Origin of the sequence: Pontibacillus sp. HMF3514, from assembly GCF_009858175.1 — a bacterium.
Taxonomy (GTDB): domain Bacteria; phylum Bacillota; class Bacilli; order Bacillales; family BH030062; genus Pontibacillus.
Genome location: NZ_CP047393.1, coordinates 2,360,972 through 2,378,706, shown reverse-complemented (window position 1 = coordinate 2,378,706; position 17,735 = coordinate 2,360,972). Strand labels below are relative to the sequence as shown.

Here is a 17,735-nt window from a genome sequence, read left to right as displayed (position 1 = left end):
GCCGGTGCCCCTAATCCTCCTTGTAATGTCACAGGTTCGCTTGTTAAACGGGATCTAGGGTCCCAACCAGCTAAATCATGTTTTTACAAGTAGGGGGTGAACTGTTTAGTTTACGGGGTCAAACCCCACGGGCAGAGACGTTCTACCCCGGCTACTGTTATAATAGATCCATATAAAAAATGGTCAACCAGTAAAAACTGGTTAACCTTATATTACGAACGCGGCAGAAGAGTTGAACAATAAGGAAAATTATGAAGGAGAAATTATTGTGATTATTTAAAGCAACAACCTATTGAGATATTAAATGATGTTGATGGTGTGATCGTAAGAGAGTTAGGGAGCGGAACAAGGACAGATCAATGGCACGATGATCAAAGTTATACATTAGCTTATGAGGAATTTGAGATATTTGAATATACTGATACGAGAATAAAACGAATACATTACGTTTAGAAGGAAAATATCCTCTTTTGTCGAATTATTAGATGAAATAGGGGGTGTGAAATTTGACTGTTGGTGAAGTATTAATAAGTATATTATCTGGTTTGGGTGGCGGAGCTTTACTACATACCTTCAAGGAGTTATGGGCAACAGAGAAAAATAAAAATGGAGCTAAATGGATTGCTAAAATATCTCTATTGGATGAATTAGAAAAGAATTATGAAATTTATGAACGGGAGGATGCTCACGGTAACTCTTTAATAAATATACTCGAAAAAGAGAAGCTTAATGTTCAATATGGTTTTAATGAATCAACGCGCCCCTTTACAACTAAAAACTGGGATGAAATAAAGATGGCGGTTGCAGAAAGACACCCAGAATTAGCTGATGATATTTACTATTTTTATTCAAGGTACAAAGAATTAATAGATAAAGGTGAAGTCCAAGAGATAGACAAAAAATTGTTCGAGGGTTTTAGTAAAAAACACGAAAAGTTAATTAAACAATTAAAGAAATAGCATCCCAAAAAGGGGTGCTTTCTTCATATTTGCTTACAGAGCATCCAAAAGCGAGCCAACCACCTCACATTATCTAGGAGATTTGTTATATAGAGAAGGAATACATCTTTTTTTATCGAAGTAAATCGAGAAAGGAGATGGGGATTGTGGCATTTATTTATAATCGAGATGAATGGAGTAAAAGAATCAGAAATAGAAGTGATATGTCAGGATATTTAATTCACCTAACTAAGGAGTATGATGGCAACACTGGTATGAATAACTTAATTAAGATATTAGAAGATAAAACCTTATATCAAAGTGATCCAAGAGAAGGATTTATAATAGGGAATCAAGGTGCTGTTTGTTTTCAAGATGTTCCTGTATACGGGGCATCTCAAAATAGCTTTTATGAACAGAACTTAAGAGAGTTACATACTGGAATGAAAGTAAGGTATAAGCCTATAGGGATAGCATTTAGGAAAGAATATGTTTTTAATAAAGGTGGAAGACCGGTGATTTATGAAAGAAAAGAAAAGGCCAAGTCATTTATTCCACAAGAAGAGTGGTGGAGGATTGTTAATTTTGATTTATCAAACCCTGATATGATTGTAGATTGGACACACGAAAGAGAGTGGCGCCATCCGGGTGATTTTGAATTCGACTTAAAAGAAGCATTTGTATTATTAACGCAACACAAAACATATGGCAATTTTGTAAATAAAGTAGATCAGTCCATCATTAATGGAATAGGTGGAATAACAGTTTTAGATCCTGTATTAAGCTAAGTTGTTTATAAGGACGGACCCCGAATCTAATCAACCTTCCCTTACATAATATACAAGTATAACTTTCAGGAGGTTCTAAGTAATGGTATTATCGGAACGTCAAAAGAAGTTCATTGAATACGTGAATAAAGAAAACCGTAAAGAAATAGATGTTAATGATGGAGAAAAAATGTTTAAGTATATAGTTTTAAATTTATTCCAACTGTATCTCTTGTCAACTAAAGAAAGTGACAAAATGCAGGTAGCTTGGAACATACATTCAATCAAGCCACACCTAAAAGATAATATAAAAATTTGGCACATAATAGAAGACAAAGACGAATACAAATGCTTGTTATATAAAAAGCAGGAACAAATTGAAAGCTATGCTAAAAAAAATCAAGAACGAAGACATCAAAAACGTGATGATTTTGCTTTAAATGATCAGGAATGGGAAGAAGTAAAAAGGTACTTCGGTTATAAGTGTGCTTACTGTGGTTCAGAAAGTAAGTTAACCTATGATCACTTCCATCCATTTTCAAAAGGTGGAGGTTTTATGAAAGGTAACATTATCCCTTGTTGTCGCCAGTGTAACAGTAGTAAGCGAGATAGGATATTTAATGAATGGTACCCTGAACAAAACACAATATATGATGAATCAAGAAAAAATAAAGTTCTTGAATATATTAAATCAAATAAACAGTTAACACTTCTTTAAAAAGGGGTGTTTTTTTATTGGAGGGAGTGACTATGTAATGGTCGGGCGTAAAAGTAAATGGGAAGAGTTAGATATGGAAAAAATTCTTTAATTCAATATATTCGGATATCCTTAATACAAAAAAGTATTATGAGTGATCGATTTGTTATTATCCGAAACTGCCGAATCATATGAAGCAGACAAAAGAATTGAAGGCTTTTCCCCACAGACACTAAGGGCATATGAAATTCAAATGAAACTGCTCATAAACTATTTTAGTAATATCCAAATTTAGGACATTACTACAAGTGGTTTAAAGCAATATTTAGCCGATTCAAGCGTCAAATAAAACCATCTAGCTTAGATCATCTTAGCAGTAATCCTGCAAGAAAAATTAAAGAAACAAAAGTCGGAAAACGGATTCCGAAATTCTTAACAGAACAATTGAGCACTTGCGTGATGCGTGTTATTCATCAATGGAAAAAGCCTTATTTGAATTTATGTTTTCAACTGGTTGTCGTATAGGAGAAATTGTAAACCTTGATCGTGATAGCATTAACTGGGGAAGTAATTCAGCAATTGTTAAAGGGAAGGGAAAGAGAAGTTTATTTTAATGTTCGGTGTGGATTTAATGTTAAAATGAGTTGAGAAGTGCCTATTGTACTAACAAAGTGTATTTGGCATTTAATTTATGTAGGTTTTGGTAGTATGTTTATTAGAAAAGCGGAATAAATAAACGCCCATTTAAATGTATAAAGAATAGTATTTATTCAATTACCTCGAATCCAAGTCTTCATGATTAGGGCCATTATGTTGAAGACTTGGATTCGAGATAATGCATGTTTATATGATTAACCCTTAAAGAAATATAGTAAAGTGTTCACATCTTATTTTTATTATCAATAGAAAATGCAAGGGTCATCTCCTTTTGCAGAGTAACCTCAAATCGAACTGGGAAGACCTTATTCAAATTAAAGTCTATATTTACTTACCTCAAATTCCGCTCCCTTAGGTTATTTTCACCAGAAAAGCAACTGCATTTTAAAACTTTTTCACAACTCCTATTAGATTTCCATAGTACTAAAGAACAGAAAGAACGGGGATTAATATTCAGAAAATTGTTGACATTATAAATCGGTTTTTATATTATATAACCATTCGGTTATGTATAATTTTGGGAGGTGTTTAGAACGACCAAGAATATTTACCGTGCTCTAGCGGATTCAACAAGACGAGAAATCCTTAATCTTTTATCAAAAGGAGAACAGACACAATCAGATATTGTGAAAGAATTTAATATTTCGCAACCTGCTATTAATAAACAACTCAAAATCCTTAAAGAAGAAGGATTTATACATGTAAGGAAATCGGGACGATACCGTTATTATTCTTTAGAAAGGGAGACATTTGAAGTTGCTTATCGCCAGATGGTTGGTGAAATCGGTACAATGTTAGATCAAACATTGATGGACTTAAAACATTATGTAGAAAATAAGGAGGAAGATGATGATTAAATCAAAAAACGTTAAGCGAAGCATTTGGATTGATAGCTCACTTAAGAAAGTATGGAAAGCTTTAACTGAAGAAAAAGAGTTATTACGCTGGTACACCTGGGACTGTGAGATTAATTTTAGTGAGGGTGGTACAGGAAATTATAACCATGGCTGGGGTGCTTGGACCTCTGGAATATTTGAAGAAATTGTTGAATTTGAAAAATTTGTTCTGCGTACGGGTGTACATGAAAGAACAATCACAACATTGACTCCTGAAAAAAGTGGAGTTCGTGTCACGATTGAATATGAAGTTCCAAGTTTGGAAAATGAACCAGGTATAAAAGAAAATATGGCATTTGGCACGTATCAATTTATGACAAATTTAAAGAGTGTTCTTGAGAAAGAGGAAGATTTAAGACCAGTGTTTTGGAAGTCATGGATTGGCATACAACATACTACTTCAAAATTAGAAAGCACGAAAGAACTAGGGTCTGTTGTTATTAGTGTTAAAGAAGGAACTCCTGCAGAACAAGCAGGGTTAGAAGTAGGTGATATTATTACTACTGTTAATGGCGAACAAATTGGAACATTTGACGATCTGGAATACTTATTAACGACCACAGAAGTTAATAGTTATTTATCACTTACCGTAGAACGAAATGAAAGTGTAAAGGAACTCCGCAGTATGACTGTACGGTATCCAGTAGATTACCGAACAAAAGTTGAGTGGTAAATATATTTTCTAAATAAAAGGGAGTTTTATGGATGGAACAAACAATATTAGATGAGTTTAAAAAGTTTTTAGTAGAGTACAGGGCATCTTGGAATAGTTCAAATTCAGAAAGGATGTCAGCACATCAATCAAAGGATTTAGAAGTTAGATGGGCTAATCCTGATGCAGTTGTTTCAGATTGGGGCAACGAAGAGGCTAAACAAGGTTGGGTTCAAGCGTACAAGCAGTATCAAGGAAGAAACCCTAAGTGGATATTTGAAGATGTACTGATAGATATCAATAAGCAAAAAGAAGGTGTAGCTGTATTTTGGGTGAGGTTTAAACTTGATGGAGAAATGACTGATGTAAAATTACTTTTTGTAGAAACTTTCCGTAAAGAAAATAATGAATGGAAGAAAATTAGAGAGTACGTTGAAAATAGCTTTACTAACTAGTCATTTAAATTTAATACCCAATTATATAAGGTGGACCCTTTCGTCAAGACACGGAATTTGAATTTTTAAGGTGGGGTAATACTTCTATGACACGAACCTAGGAGAGTTCTGGGGTTTATTGTATTATTCCACCTTTGATGATTCATGTCTATCATAGATTCTTACGAGAGGAGGACTCTCCTAAGATTGGCTAAAAACAGTGGCAGGGGGTTGATAGCCTAAAGATTGGTGAGGGCGTTCTTGGTTGTAAAAATGTAAAAAACTATTAATCTCATTGCGGGCTTCTCTCGGGCTCGTATAATCTTTTAAATAGACTTCTTCATACTTGACTGTTCGCCAGAGTCGCTCAGTAATAATATTATCAAGGGCTCGCCCTTTCCCATCCATACTGATTTTAATATCGTTTTCCTTAAGTAAATCTGTATATTGCGGGCTCGTAAAATGGCTTCCCTGATCGCTGTTTAAAATAATCGGTTGATGATTAGATAGCGCCCTATTAACAGTTTCTAATACAAAGTCCATTTCAAGTGTTTGATCCAGTTCCCAACTGATTACATACCGAGAATACCAGTCTATGATTGCGACTAAATACATCCAGTTTTTCTCTAATCGAATATAGGTAATATCAATCCCCCAAACGTGATTGGGGTGCGTGATGGCCAGACCTCTGAGTAAATAAGGATAAATGCGATGCTGCTGATTCCTTTTACTGAGGTTTGGACCAGGTGAAATACCAGCGATACCCATTTCTCGCATATGACCTTGCACAGTTTTTCGATTAACGAAAATCTTTTCGTTTTTAAGAAACTCCTTGATTCGCCTGGATCCAAAAAACGGATATTTAGTGTAGATTTCATCAATCTTATGCTTAATCATCAACTCCTCAGGTGAAGGCTCCACAGGCTTATAATAAAGACTGGTTCGATTTAAGCTGAGTAATTCTGCTTGCGCTTTAATGGAGAGGTCAGAGCCTTCCCAATCGATCATGGAGACTCGTTCAGCTCTAGTCTTTAATGCCAGATTTTTTTTTAAGCCACGACAACTGCGTGGTTAAACGACCTACTTCGGCGTATAGGTTCTCAATTTGGTTTTCATACTCCTCTTTCATCTGATCCACTTTCTTATTATTGGTCTCAAAGATTTGTGGCATTTGTTCCAGTGCTGCTTTCCGCCATTGGCGTAGTTGATTCACATGAATTCCATGTTCAGAAGAGATCTCGGAAATGGATTTCTCTTCTTTTAAGATTTCTAGCACGATTTTGGATTTAAATTCTGATGTATATCTTTTTCTTCTACCCATAAACCTACCTTAACATCTCCTTATTTCGTGTCTAGATTTATGGGTCCATTATAATATGTTTGTTATATTAAACTAATTAGTGCTTTCCTTGTTCAAAAAACTAGTATAGAAAGTTGAAAAAACAAATTTATCTCGAATTCAAGTCTTCTGGTTAAGGGCGCGATTCTTTAATAAGAATTAGCGTCTTTTTTGTGTCTTCGGAAACGTAAAGGCAGAAGAATTCTCTTTCCAATATAATTGGTTAATTATGTTAAAATAGAGGGACATTTTAAAGGAGAGGACTACAATTGACACATTATGCTATAGAAGTGGTTGATTTCGATGAAAGGTGGGTCGAACAATTTAACTCAATAAAACAAGTTATAAGTAGATGTATAGGGCAGTTGATTTTAGATGTTGAACACGTTGGAAGTACTTCAGTTAAAGGCCTCCCGGCAATGCCCATTTTGGATTTCCTGATAAGACAGCGCGAAAGTTGAATAGATGGTTGCGTCTATGGTTAACACACTGTTGGAGGTGGTTAAAATAAGAGTTGCTTTCTTTGATAGAGATGGCACAATAATTGAAGATTATCCTGACGAAAAATGGTCAAGTATAACTGCTCCCGAATTTGTTTCAAATTCTATTAACACATTACAAAAAGTACAAGAAAAAGGATATAAGATTATTATAATAACCAATCAATATTTAATTAATGAAGGTTACATAACATTGCAACAGTATGAGCAAATTAACAAGTTAATGATTGAAAGGTTATCTTCTCAGGGAATCAAGGTTCTCGATGTATTTTATTGCCCTCATAGAAGAGATGAAGGCTGTAATTGTATTAAACCTCGGACTGGCATGATTTATAAAGCAATTAACAAATACTCTAATATAGATATAAATCAATCCTTTATGATTGGTGATTCTAAAGCCGATATAAATTTAGCCATAAACCTGAATATGAAAGGTTTTGGAATAGGGGTAGATGCAACAGATCCAAGAATTAAAAAGCTTGATAATTTAAAAGACTTAATTAGTTACATATGATTTAAATTAAGCTTGAAAAACACAATTTATCTTGAAATCGAGTTTTCCGTAAACGGGCGCTTTCCTGGAATAAGGAAAGTCCTTTTTATTTGTCTTAATCGTATAATAAAGCGGGTTATCAATCGGAAATTTATGTTAAAATGAATGTTTAATTGTGAAGTGATGTACTTAAGCTAACGTGCAGGATTGTTGAAGAAAGTTAAAGAATATGGGATTAAAAAAAGGTGTCCTTAATTAACAGCGACTTATCATAAAGAGGGGATTTTAAAATATGGATAAAGATAAATTAAGAGAGCATTTAAATGCCCTCATAAAAGAATATGTGGAGGATGCTGCTTTAGCTAATAAACTTATAGAAACACTAGATGAACCAAAAGCTAAATATATTTTAGCTGAGATTGAAATGAATAAAGCTAAGGAGTATTCAACAAAGTCAAAAACTATAATTCAAGACATAGCATTTTACTATTGTTAGGAAAACCTTCTTGGACTATCGGGTGCGAGAGTTTAACAATGGATGGTGAAATAACAAATGGATTTTTTAGAAAAGGAATTGAGAGATAAAGCAATAATCCGAAGTAGTAATATGCTCTTTCAAAAATCAGAAGCAATTGAGGTTATCAAAAGATGCAAAGCGCGGAACTTTACCATTCTTGGAATTGATTCATTTGAGGTTATTCAAGAAGGAATAAAGCCAAAGGAAACATTAGATTGTTCAATTAATAATAATGATGATGGAAATTGGGCGTTAGCAATCAAGTTTATAGAGAGTCCTATAAATAATGGATTCGTTTTTGAAATCACTTATGATATTTAACTAAAGGTTATTACACTAACGGGGAGCGTTTGTTGAATATCTAATTTGTAAATATCTCGAATTCAAGTCTTCCGGATTTGGGCGCAAACCTGGAGTAAAGGTGTTTGCGCTCTTTATCTATTTTCGGGCCATTATGTTGAAGACTTGGAATCGAGATAAGATTGAATTTTTTTAGATATAAGGGAGAGGGTGAAAGGGTCAGTTTTGAAATGATAGGTTTTTTGAAACTATAGCAATAACTATTTCGTATTAATAGCATAATGATTTAAGGAGTAGGTGAATAGCATGAACCAACAAAAAATTAGTAGTAAAATCGGTAAGGAATGTGATGAAACGTATAGAAAAGTGTTTAATGAAATCGTAGATATAATGCACAATGATTACGCAGGGTGTGAAGATAAGGCTGATTGGGACCAGCCTGACTTTTATTTAGGTCAAATAAAGGATATCGACGACAATAAATTTGTCGACCTTGTACAAGAATATCTGTTGGATTTCAAGGATCTACATACTGGGTTTGACTATATTAATAAACCAAAAAAAGATATTGGATTTACGGTTCGAAGATTTGAAGACCACCTTTATATCACTTCTATAAAAAAAGAGGAACGATTAAAGATGGGGGATAAAGTTATTGCTCTAGATGGAAAAGGTATCTCAGAAATTGCTAAGGAAAATGAAAAGCAGCTTAGAACTGATGTACATGAAAGGCAAAAGTGGGAATCTGTATTGTCTCTCTTTCAAAAAGCTGAAATCGAAACGAAACAAGGAGATAAACGAATCTTAGAACTAAATACATATGACCCTACCCCATATGACCCAGAGTATTCAGTTCAACAGTTACAGAAGGATATTCTATATATGAAGTTGACTGATTTTATGAATCATGATGCCCTTAATCAATTGATTCGTAATAATGAAGACAAAATATCAACATATCCGTACTTGATAATAGATGTCCGAGTAAACAGAGGGGGAAGCGATCTCGCTTATTTTGAATTATTACCTTATGTATTTGATGGAGAAAAAGTAGATATACGTAATTTTTCAAATGAAACAACTTTGACTAATTGTACAAAAAGAAATGTAAGTATACGACTTCAAATGCTTCAGGGGGCGTTGGATTCAATTGAGGATAAAGAAACTCGTGATCAAATTTATTTTATGATTGAGGAGTTAGAGTCTCATAGGGGAGAAGGGTTTAAGGTGGACCCTTTCGTCAAGACACGGAATTTGAATTTTTAAGGTGGGGTAATACTTCTATGACACGAACCTAGGAGAGTTCTGGGGTTTATTGTATTATTCCACCTTTGATGATTCATGTCTATCATAGATTCTTACGAGAGGAGGACTCTCCTAAGATTGGCTAAAAACAGTGGCAGGGGGTTGATAGCCTAAAGATTGGTGAGGGCGTTCTTGGTTGTAAAAATGTAAAAAACTATTAATCTCATTGCGGGCTTCTCTCGGGCTCGTATAATCTTTTAAATAGACTTCTTCATACTTGACTGTTCGCCAGAGTCGCTCAGTAATAATATTATCAAGGGCTCGCCCTTTCCCATCCATACTGATTTTAATATCGTTTTCCTTAAGTAAATCTGTATATTGCGGGCTCGTAAAATGGCTTCCCTGATCGCTGTTTAAAATAATCGGTTGATGATTAGATAGCGCCCTATTAACAGTTTCTAATACAAAGTCCATTTCAAGTGTTTGATCCAGTTCCCAACTGATTACATACCGAGAATACCAGTCTATGATTGCGACTAAATACATCCAGTTTTTCTCTAATCGAATATAGGTAATATCAATCCCCCAAACGTGATTGGGGTGCGTGATGGCCAGACCTCTGAGTAAATAAGGATAAATGCGATGCTGCTGATTCCTTTTACTGAGGTTTGGACCAGGTGAAATACCAGCGATACCCATTTCTCGCATATGACCTTGCACAGTTTTTCGATTAACGAAAATCTTTTCGTTTTTAAGAAACTCCTTGATTCGCCTGGATCCAAAAAACGGATATTTAGTGTAGATTTCATCAATCTTATGCTTAATCATCAACTCCTCAGGTGAAGGCTCCACAGGCTTATAATAAAGACTGGTTCGATTTAAGCTGAGTAATTCTGCTTGCGCTTTAATGGAGAGGTCAGAGCCTTCCCAATCGATCATGGAGACTCGTTCAGCTCTAGTCTTTAATGCCAGATTTTTTTTTAAGCCACGACAACTGCGTGGTTAAACGACCTACTTCGGCGTATAGGTTCTCAATTTGGTTTTCATACTCCTCTTTCATCTGATCCACTTTCTTATTATTGGTCTCAAAGATTTGTGGCATTTGTTCCAGTGCTGCTTTCCGCCATTGGCGTAGTTGATTCACATGAATTCCATGTTCAGAAGAGATCTCGGAAATGGATTTCTCTTCTTTTAAGATTTCTAGCACGATTTTGGATTTAAATTCTGATGTATATCTTTTTCTTCTACCCATAAACCTACCTTAACATCTCCTTATTTCGTGTCTAGATTTATGGGTCCATTATAGTTTGTTGAACTTAATTTGTCAAAATTAGAAGAGGATCTCGTCTTTGAAACGAAACAAGGACCTAAGAAAGTTATAATCTTATCAGATGTTTACTGTGGAAGTTCAGGGGATTCATTTGTTGAAACATGTAAGTATTCTTCAAAGGTAACTGTAATAGGGCGACCTACGTTAGGAATGAATGATTACGCAAATGTTGCTTTCAAAGAATGGGATAATAAATTTCAACTTATGTACCCTACATCAAAGTCATCTCGTGTTGATGAAGGAAATGGGATGAGCGGAGTAGGGATACAACCTAATGTCTATTTACCGTGGACACCATCGCATTTAGAACAAGATATAGACCTGAATATAGCCATAGAAGATTGCTTCAAAGAGAGGGTATAAGTTATTTATTAGATAAATGTTGGTAAATAGAGAACTTTCACAAATAGTTTGTACAAACCGCAGTATCTTGAAACCAAGTTTTTAAGTAAAAGAGATTATACTGATAATCATATTTGAATCATCTCGTAATTAGGACTTAAATATTAGGGCGCTTTCCTGGAATAAGGAAAGTCCTTCTTTATAGTGAAAATATTGAGGAAGTCCTTGAAATAATTGGTATAAGAAGAACTGATGGGCATATGACATCATAAATAATGAGAAGGCTTATGTGTGGAAGCTATGATTAATGTGGCAATGAAGAGCTTTGCGAATAAGATTATTTTGATCGAGAATAGCGCTTGATCTGTAGCTGGGGGAAATAAATATAATGGCGGAAATTATTGGACTTATTTCATTTGTTATAATTCTTATTATTGTAATTACTTTTATCTTTTTTTACTCTGCTAGTTTTATAAAACCAACAACTGTACAAATACAACTATTCGGCATTCATTTAACAATATATGGGGGTTTCGTGTTACTTAACAACTTGTTAACAGGTTTCTTAAGTATGTTGGTAGGATTAGCTATAGGTGTATATGGAAGTTTTAAAGGTTACGATTTATATAAAAAAAGCGAAGAATAATATTAATAATTATTCTGAATGCAGGATTTCCGGATAAGGGCGCAAAACTGGAAGATACACTTTGGTTCTTGTGTATTTGAGGTGAATATAACTTTTTTATATAAGAATTGAAAGTTGGTGTATTGAAAAAGATATAATAAAAATGAGAACAAAAATCGATGAGGGGTGAAATTGAAATATCATGATTTATTGAACATTAGAAACATTGATTTAATTGGAAATACGGAGCCTCATGTCAATTCACTTAGACTTTTCTTCGAAAGACGTAAAGTTAGTGTGACTAGTGAAATACTTGAATTAGGTGATACGTCATTCGAAGCAAAACCTTTAGTTACTAATAACCAACTACCTATAATACAAATAGATTTTGAGGATTATATAAGTTATTCTATAACAAATGAGTCGTTCACAACATGGAAAGAATATGAGAATTTTGAAGGAAATGCATTCAGAATATATAGTAATTCACATTTTCTTGATTATGTAAAGGCCCATACATTTGCTTCGGAAGATTATCCTGGCCCTTTTAAGCATTTTGGAATGTCATGTGTTGATCATGTTATTAATGTTGTGTCATCTTCAAATCCAATTATTACAGAAGTGAAAAGAGAACAAAGGTAAGTTAGGTGAAGTTTATTTAATATCTTGAAAGAATTTATTTTTAATCTTCAAAAAGAGATTACCAAAATAATAAATGATGATTTGGTTGGTTTTTATATACACGGTTCTTTGGCGATGGGAGGGTTTAACCCGAACAGCAGTGATATTGATGTGTTGGTTGTCACGGAAAACTCTATAACAGTTCAAACAAAAAGGGAATTAGCTAAGCTCTTTGTAAAGCATTCTAATTCTCCATATCCAGTCGAAATTAGTTTTTTAAATAAAGATCAACTAAAAGACTGGAAACACCCATGTCCTTTTGATTTTCATTATAGTGAGTTTTGGAGAGAACGGTATGAAAAAGATTTGTTAAGAGAAACACACATTTATTTAAATGGAGAGATTAACACTGATCCAGATTTAGCAGCCCATATAACTCTAACTAATAATAAAGGGATTTGTATTGTAGGCAAACCAATTGTTGAAGCTTTTCCTTTAATTCCACGCACAGATTATATCTCTTCAATATTAGGAGATTTTAAGGACTGTATAGAAAATATCGAAGAAGATCCCATTTATTGTACCCTCAATTTAATTAGAGTGTTTTGGTACCTAAAAGAAGGTGTAATTTGTTCGAAGCAAGAAGCTGGTAACTGGGGAATATCAACATTCCCCGAAGAGTTTAGTATTACTGTTAAAAAAGTAGCTGAATGTTATGCGGGTCATAAACATACTTATGACTTAGAAAAAGATGATCTCGTATTGTTAGGAAACTATATTTCGGATAATGTTCAGAACTTATTAAAGAGTTGAAGATCAAGTTTATTTTATCTCGAATTCAAGTATTCCGGTTTAGGGCGCAGTTCTGGAATAAACAGAGGCGCTCTTTTTTACTTTAATAAATATCCACAGCTTACGATATTACTTTTGAGGTGAATTAATTGTACGAAATTGAACTAAAACAACTTATAGAGTCTAGAAGTGTTCATAGGTTAAAAGGTACATCTGAAGTTAAAGTGAAAGAAATAGAGGATAAATTAAATGTCACTTTACCTGAAAGTTATAAATGGTTATTAAAGGAGTATGGTTCAGTTAGCTTTGATGGTATGGATATTGATGGGGTTGGTTTAAACGATGTTCATATCAGTTTAGCTAATACAGAAGATTGGCAAGACTACGGTATTCCAGGTGGATATGTTGTCATATTCGAACCCGGAGCTGATTGGGTTTATTGTTTGGATACAGAAAACCACAAGCAGGGGGAATGTCCAATAGTGGCTTGGTACCAGGGCCAAGAAATTGGTGATAAAGAAGCAGATAACTTATATGAATTTATAATACAGGGACTAGATTCCTAATTGTATTTAAGGGCTTATAAGTTTTCATCATAAGGGCGGGGATATTATGAAGTTTAAATACTATAATGATACTGGAAGAGAAGTGAGTATTCATCCAGGAACGGAAATGAACGGTATTAGATGTAGTATGGATCTTATAAAACCACACGAAGAAAGAACATTTTATTTACCTGAGAATACTTATCCTTGGGTGAAAATGTGGGATTATGGAGACAAAAAAGGTCTGAGTATATTGGTGTCACCTCAGAAAGATAATGATTAGTATTTCATTAATTCTATAAAATATCTCGAAATCAAGTATTCAGCTATAGGGCGCGAATCTTTAATAACGCGTCTTTTTTATATATGGTTAATTATGTACGTATTTGAGTTAATGTTAAAAGATGATAAGACACCAATCAATAAATGGATATTTATGTTAAAGTGTTGTTAGAGTCAGGTGCAACTATTTTGTTTGATTATATAAGTTCTTGAAGTAGAGAATAAAGGAGAGTAAAAATGACTGATACAAAACCTTCCGTCCTGGTTTTTGGGACATATCATATGGGTGATCGTGGAAACAGAGACCTTTATCAACTAAATTCAAATAATATAAATAGTGATAAGAAACAATCAGAGATTCGTGAAGTTATAGAATGTATTAAAGCATATAAACCTACAAAAATTGCCGTCGAATTTGAGACTGTAAGAGCAGATATTTTAGAAGATCAATATCAAAAATACATAAGCAAAGAACTAGAAGAAGATTTGGAAACAGATGAAATACATCAATTTGGGTTTCGAATTGCAGAAGAACTAGGTCATAAAGAAATTTATCCAGTAGATTGGAATCGTCCAGCCGGCGGTGTTCCTATGGGGTTTGTTTATGAATTTTTAAAAGAAACTAACGAAGATCTGTATAAGGAATTAATTGAAGATGGTGAAGAAAATAATAAACACCAACAAGAATTAATAAATACAAAGTCTATAAGGGAAGTATTGGTTGCGATGAACCACCCAGAAAAATTAAAAAAACAACAAGAGACATATTTGAAATTAGCTTTAGCTTCCGTAAATGATTATTATCTTGGAATTGAATGGCTTGCAAATTATTGGCATCGTAGGAATCTTATTATCTTTAATAATGTAAAACAACTCGTTAATAATTCTGATGAACGAATTCTTGTGATTTATGGTGTAGGCCATAAATATTTACTGGATCACTTCTTTGAAGGTAGTGGTCAATTTCATGTTCACTCAATTCATGACTATTTGTAATAGCATTATTATCTTGAATTCAAGTATTCCTGATAAGGGCGCGATTCTTTAATTAGGATTCGCGTCTTTTTGTTAAAAGGTTTAATAAAACCGACTAATTCTGTTGAATATATGTTGAACGATAGGTGTTTAGAAATGGCGTTCTTCGACTAACAAAACGTGATTTTTATAGAGGTATTTAGTTTTTAGTTGTAGAAGTAGGTTTATAGACATTTTTAAAAGGTGTGTGTTTATAAAAGTGAAAATACTTATTGGTCAACCTAAACGGGAGCAAGATTTGAAGCAACTTGAAACTGAAATTGAAAATAGTCCCTCAGTAGACTTAATCCTTTATCCTGAAAGCTATTTTAAGGAAAGTTACTTAGAAAAAGCATGTGAATTAGCTGAAAAATATAATACAGCAATTATTACAGGTTACAAGGATAATTATGATCTAGATAGAGTTCTCGTTATCAATAGTGATGGTAAGGTTATTTTAGAGAGAGCAAAAACACCAGAAGAAGGTGAGTTGTACACTCCTTCAACGGTTGAAGATAAAGGTATGACATATGGATATCTACTTTGCAGAGAAGTCTTTCAGGGATTAGAAGGTCTAAAAGATGAAAATTCGATAGACCTTATCTTTAACCCTATTGGAGTCGGGATGTTCAGCGAAGAACAATTCTCCGATTGGTCAGGGGAAGCAAAAAAAATTGCCGTTCAACAGAAAACATTAGTATTAGGAGCTAGTCACGCAGACGGTTCTTACAAAAATTGTGGTTTTTCAATTCCAATTGCATATTGCTTTGATGAAAACGGAGAAACTATTATGCTCTCAAAAGATGATACACGAACGAGAATAATTGATACTGTTACAAAGACTGTGGAAATTAAAGAGCATCCTGCTATAAAGAAATAATGATTTGTTCTACAATCGCGTACTATAACCTCAGGATAAATTAAAGAAAATCTCGATATCAAATCTTCATGAATAGGGCGCGATTCTTTAATAAGAATTAGCGTCTTTTTTTATTTTCAGAATGTAAAGACAGAATAATTCCCTGCTCAATCTAATTGGGGAATTATGTTAAAATGGAGGGGCATTGTGAAAAGATGATCTTAAACTAAAGAAGCAGTATTGTTTAATAAAAAAAGGGGGGAGTCGATGCGAAAAGGTATTTATTTTGTGCTAATGGCACTTATTATAGTCTTATTGGGTGTATTGTCTATCAATCTATACCAAAAAAATGTAGAAGCTAAAAGTGCGATACTAAAAAAAGAATTACTTATCTTTCAAAACCACATAAGTGGTACTGTTAGAGCAGTTGATTCAAAGAATAATGTTCTTATGAAAGATACATTATTAAGATTAAATACATTTGAAACCTTCCATTCAAAATATATTGATACAAAACCTCAATTAGTATTATCGTCTTACGAACAAGGACTTCGATATTTACTTACTACTAAAACTTCAAACTATAATGAAATAAAAAATAATTTAGATATTATTTTTCAAACCGTAACCTCTTATGATGACGAGATATTAGACCAGGAACAATTTGAGAAAATAATTGATGAACTGTTACCACAGGTTGAAGAATTTCGAGATAAAGCAAAAACGTTAAGTGAAGAAGGATAGTACAATTTCATCTTTTGCTACCGGAGTGCGTTAGTGGAAGAACATATTTGTAATTTATCTCGAATTCAATTCTTCAGTAAACGGGCGCTTTCCTGGAATAAGGGGAGCCCCCTTTTTATTTGTCTTGATCATAAATATATCAGATCGCCTTCTGGATATTTATGTTAAAATATGAAGGGATTTAGATTTGGTGTTCTTCAACTAACGAGGCAGGATAGTTGAATAAGGAACACCGTATTTCCAGAAAGATTTAGCTTAAGAAACTCAGTGTATTATCTGAAATTTTGCTGATTTAGGAGGAGGTTTTTATGAAAGGAATTTTCGTATTTCTGTGTTCATCAATATTTTTAGTATTAGTAGGCTGTACTGAAGATTCTTCAGAAAAGGTATCAAATGAACTTGAGAACAAAACCAAAGAGCAACAAGCTTCACTAGAAGAGTATCAGGACGACTTACAAAAGGCAGAAGAAAAAAATCGTCAACTCGCAAATGAATTGGATACATTGAAAAATGACAATGAAATAAAAAATAGTGAGCTTCAATTCAAATCAAATAAGATTAACAGTCTTCAAGCACTCTTACAACAAACCTATGAGGTTATGGGGAATGAAATTGGTGAGAATAAAGCCTTTAAAATATTGGGTCTATTCAAACCAGAGAGTATAACGGAAGATTCTCAGGTTGGTGCTGTTACTGTGCAGAATATTAAAATGGAGAAACAGAATAAGGAAATTAGAAGATATCGAATTGATTTTAACGGGGAATTAGAATTAACTGGTACGGTGAGATTAGATGAAGCACATGGCGGATATGTATTCACAGTAAACAATAAGCATTTTAACCAAGTACCTCACACAATGTATGATATAACAAATGGAACAATATCCTTTAAAATTAAAAATGAAGAAGCATTTATAGAAGCTCTAGGAGAAGACTTATCAATTGGTGAGATCAAATCAATTCATGCTGTTTTTAAAAATTACAATTCAGTCTACATTGCAGAAAGTCACTCCTCTGATTATGCGACATTTGTTGAAATGATTTCTGATTAAATATGTTTATTTCACTAAACCAGCTAATAGTTTGTCAACATTTTTCAATAAAAACTTAAATTATTTCATGCTATACTAAAAGTGCGCATGCCAA

General features: G+C 33.6%; 24 protein-coding genes. 22 read left to right on the top strand and 2 right to left on the bottom strand.

Annotation, left to right across the window (positions count from 1 at the left end; all coding sequences use genetic code 11):
• Positions 1-506 precede the first annotated feature (506 nt).
• The 7 genes from GS400_RS12430 to GS400_RS12400 all read left to right on the top strand — a co-directional run bounded on the left by GS400_RS12430 (position 507) and on the right by GS400_RS12400 (position 5,062).
• Complete coding sequence (locus GS400_RS12430; RefSeq protein ID WP_160102214.1) at positions 507-959, top strand: hypothetical protein; 453 nt, start codon at positions 507-509, stop codon at positions 957-959.
• 146 nt (positions 960-1,105) lie between these two features.
• Positions 1,106-1,726 (top strand): DUF2971 domain-containing protein, encoded by a 621-nt coding sequence (locus GS400_RS12425; protein WP_236560921.1) that lies wholly within the window; start codon positions 1,106-1,108, stop codon positions 1,724-1,726.
• Positions 1,727-1,808: 82 nt separating this feature from the next.
• Complete coding sequence (locus tag GS400_RS12420; RefSeq protein WP_160102210.1) at positions 1,809-2,423, top strand: HNH endonuclease; 615 nt, start codon at positions 1,809-1,811, stop codon at positions 2,421-2,423.
• A gap of 455 nt (positions 2,424-2,878) precedes the next feature.
• Entirely contained in the window at positions 2,879-3,016 is a 138-nt protein-coding gene (locus tag GS400_RS20485; RefSeq protein ID WP_370519686.1) for a tyrosine-type recombinase/integrase, read from the top strand.
• A gap of 567 nt (positions 3,017-3,583) precedes the next feature.
• Entirely contained in the window at positions 3,584-3,916 is a 333-nt protein-coding gene (locus GS400_RS12410) for an ArsR/SmtB family transcription factor (protein WP_027447486.1), read from the top strand.
• Positions 3,909-4,628 (top strand): PDZ domain-containing protein, encoded by a 720-nt coding sequence (locus GS400_RS12405; RefSeq protein ID WP_051255151.1) that lies wholly within the window; start codon positions 3,909-3,911, stop codon positions 4,626-4,628. The genes GS400_RS12410 and GS400_RS12405 overlap by 8 nt, the downstream gene beginning before the upstream one ends.
• Positions 4,629-4,660: 32 nt before the next feature.
• Complete coding sequence (locus GS400_RS12400) at positions 4,661-5,062, top strand: DUF4440 domain-containing protein (protein ID WP_027447485.1); 402 nt, start codon at positions 4,661-4,663, stop codon at positions 5,060-5,062.
• Positions 5,063-5,242: 180 nt separating this feature from the next.
• On the opposite strand, the gene GS400_RS12395 is transcribed toward GS400_RS12400, so the two are convergent.
• Positions 5,243-6,362 (bottom strand): IS3 family transposase gene (locus tag GS400_RS12395; RefSeq protein WP_201450096.1). Its coding sequence is split into 2 segments (ribosomal slippage): positions 5,243-6,092 and positions 6,091-6,362, totalling 1,122 coding nucleotides; the frame shifts between segments, so codons are not numbered across the junction.
• A 308-nt stretch (positions 6,363-6,670) separates the two neighbouring features.
• Between GS400_RS12395 and GS400_RS12390 the strand changes: the two genes are divergently transcribed.
• The 5 genes from GS400_RS12390 to GS400_RS12370 all read left to right on the top strand — a co-directional run bounded on the left by GS400_RS12390 (position 6,671) and on the right by GS400_RS12370 (position 9,456).
• Positions 6,671-6,841 (top strand): GrpB family protein, encoded by a 171-nt coding sequence (locus GS400_RS12390; protein WP_231566657.1) that lies wholly within the window; start codon positions 6,671-6,673, stop codon positions 6,839-6,841.
• 16 nt (positions 6,842-6,857) lie between these two features.
• Positions 6,858-7,394, top strand: a complete 537-nt coding sequence (locus tag GS400_RS12385) for a D-glycero-alpha-D-manno-heptose-1,7-bisphosphate 7-phosphatase (protein WP_231566655.1) — start codon at positions 6,858-6,860, stop codon at positions 7,392-7,394.
• 271 nt (positions 7,395-7,665) lie between these two features.
• On the top strand, positions 7,666-7,869 hold the full coding sequence (locus GS400_RS12380; RefSeq protein WP_160102208.1) for a hypothetical protein: 204 nt from the start codon (positions 7,666-7,668) through the stop codon (positions 7,867-7,869).
• Positions 7,870-7,926: 57 nt separating this feature from the next.
• The gene (locus GS400_RS12375; protein ID WP_160102206.1) at positions 7,927-8,211 is read left to right on the top strand and encodes a hypothetical protein; all 285 of its coding nucleotides are present in this window, start codon (positions 7,927-7,929) and stop codon (positions 8,209-8,211) included.
• Between the two features lie 285 nt (positions 8,212-8,496).
• Positions 8,497-9,456 (top strand): S41 family peptidase, encoded by a 960-nt coding sequence (locus GS400_RS12370; RefSeq protein ID WP_160102204.1) that lies wholly within the window; start codon positions 8,497-8,499, stop codon positions 9,454-9,456.
• 111 nt (positions 9,457-9,567) lie between these two features.
• Here the strand turns inward: GS400_RS12370 and GS400_RS12365 are convergent.
• Positions 9,568-10,687 (bottom strand): IS3 family transposase gene (locus GS400_RS12365; protein ID WP_201450096.1). Its coding sequence is split into 2 segments (ribosomal slippage): positions 9,568-10,417 and positions 10,416-10,687, totalling 1,122 coding nucleotides; the frame shifts between segments, so codons are not numbered across the junction.
• A 69-nt stretch (positions 10,688-10,756) separates the two neighbouring features.
• Here GS400_RS12365 and GS400_RS12360 point away from each other — a divergent pair.
• The 10 genes from GS400_RS12360 (at position 10,757) to GS400_RS12315 (ending at position 17,641) form a co-directional block, all read left to right on the top strand.
• Positions 10,757-11,128 (top strand): S41 family peptidase, encoded by a 372-nt coding sequence (locus GS400_RS12360; RefSeq protein WP_160102202.1) that lies wholly within the window; start codon positions 10,757-10,759, stop codon positions 11,126-11,128.
• A 367-nt stretch (positions 11,129-11,495) separates the two neighbouring features.
• Complete coding sequence (locus GS400_RS12355; protein WP_160102200.1) at positions 11,496-11,753, top strand: hypothetical protein; 258 nt, start codon at positions 11,496-11,498, stop codon at positions 11,751-11,753.
• 171 nt (positions 11,754-11,924) lie between these two features.
• The gene (locus GS400_RS12350; protein WP_160102198.1) at positions 11,925-12,374 is read left to right on the top strand and encodes a hypothetical protein; all 450 of its coding nucleotides are present in this window, start codon (positions 11,925-11,927) and stop codon (positions 12,372-12,374) included.
• A 24-nt stretch (positions 12,375-12,398) separates the two neighbouring features.
• Positions 12,399-13,166: an aminoglycoside adenylyltransferase domain-containing protein gene (locus GS400_RS12345; RefSeq protein ID WP_236560920.1), complete on the top strand. Its 768-nt coding sequence runs from the start codon at positions 12,399-12,401 to the stop codon at positions 13,164-13,166.
• Positions 13,167-13,294: 128 nt separating this feature from the next.
• Complete coding sequence (locus GS400_RS12340; RefSeq protein WP_160102196.1) at positions 13,295-13,711, top strand: SMI1/KNR4 family protein; 417 nt, start codon at positions 13,295-13,297, stop codon at positions 13,709-13,711.
• A 46-nt stretch (positions 13,712-13,757) separates the two neighbouring features.
• The gene (locus tag GS400_RS12335; protein ID WP_160102195.1) at positions 13,758-13,973 is read left to right on the top strand and encodes a hypothetical protein; all 216 of its coding nucleotides are present in this window, start codon (positions 13,758-13,760) and stop codon (positions 13,971-13,973) included.
• Positions 13,974-14,209: 236 nt separating this feature from the next.
• Positions 14,210-14,968: a DUF5694 domain-containing protein gene (locus GS400_RS12330; RefSeq protein WP_160102193.1), complete on the top strand. Its 759-nt coding sequence runs from the start codon at positions 14,210-14,212 to the stop codon at positions 14,966-14,968.
• 238 nt (positions 14,969-15,206) lie between these two features.
• On the top strand, positions 15,207-15,866 hold the full coding sequence (locus GS400_RS12325; RefSeq protein ID WP_160102191.1) for a hypothetical protein: 660 nt from the start codon (positions 15,207-15,209) through the stop codon (positions 15,864-15,866).
• 246 nt (positions 15,867-16,112) lie between these two features.
• Positions 16,113-16,589 carry a hypothetical protein gene (locus GS400_RS12320; protein WP_027447694.1) on the top strand — a complete coding sequence of 159 codons (477 nt, stop codon included), beginning with the start codon at positions 16,113-16,115 and terminating at the stop codon, positions 16,587-16,589.
• Positions 16,590-16,897: 308 nt separating this feature from the next.
• Complete coding sequence (locus GS400_RS12315; protein WP_027447695.1) at positions 16,898-17,641, top strand: OmpH family outer membrane protein; 744 nt, start codon at positions 16,898-16,900, stop codon at positions 17,639-17,641.
• The last annotated feature ends 94 nt before the right edge of the window (positions 17,642-17,735 follow it).

Bases quoted from the DNA above. Each gene is read 5' to 3' on its own strand.
- GS400_RS12315 (WP_027447695.1), top strand. From the start codon at position 16,898: ATGAAAGGAATTTTCGTATTTCTGTGTTCATCAATATTTTTAGTATTA.
- GS400_RS12330 (WP_160102193.1), top strand. From the start codon at position 14,210: ATGACTGATACAAAACCTTCCGTCCTGGTTTTTGGGACATATCATATG.
- GS400_RS12370 (WP_160102204.1), top strand. From the start codon at position 8,497: ATGAACCAACAAAAAATTAGTAGTAAAATCGGTAAGGAATGTGATGAA.
- GS400_RS20485 (WP_370519686.1), top strand. From the start codon at position 2,879: ATGGAAAAAGCCTTATTTGAATTTATGTTTTCAACTGGTTGTCGTATA.
- GS400_RS12320 (WP_027447694.1), top strand. From the start codon at position 16,113: ATGCGAAAAGGTATTTATTTTGTGCTAATGGCACTTATTATAGTCTTA.
- GS400_RS12380 (WP_160102208.1), top strand. From the start codon at position 7,666: ATGGATAAAGATAAATTAAGAGAGCATTTAAATGCCCTCATAAAAGAA.
- GS400_RS12385 (WP_231566655.1), top strand. From the start codon at position 6,858: ATGGTTAACACACTGTTGGAGGTGGTTAAAATAAGAGTTGCTTTCTTT.
- GS400_RS12355 (WP_160102200.1), top strand. From the start codon at position 11,496: ATGGCGGAAATTATTGGACTTATTTCATTTGTTATAATTCTTATTATT.
- GS400_RS12405 (WP_051255151.1), top strand. From the start codon at position 3,909: ATGATTAAATCAAAAAACGTTAAGCGAAGCATTTGGATTGATAGCTCA.
- GS400_RS12400 (WP_027447485.1), top strand. From the start codon at position 4,661: ATGGAACAAACAATATTAGATGAGTTTAAAAAGTTTTTAGTAGAGTAC.
- GS400_RS12420 (WP_160102210.1), top strand. From the start codon at position 1,809: ATGGTATTATCGGAACGTCAAAAGAAGTTCATTGAATACGTGAATAAA.
- GS400_RS12375 (WP_160102206.1), top strand. From the start codon at position 7,927: ATGGATTTTTTAGAAAAGGAATTGAGAGATAAAGCAATAATCCGAAGT.
- GS400_RS12335 (WP_160102195.1), top strand. From the start codon at position 13,758: ATGAAGTTTAAATACTATAATGATACTGGAAGAGAAGTGAGTATTCAT.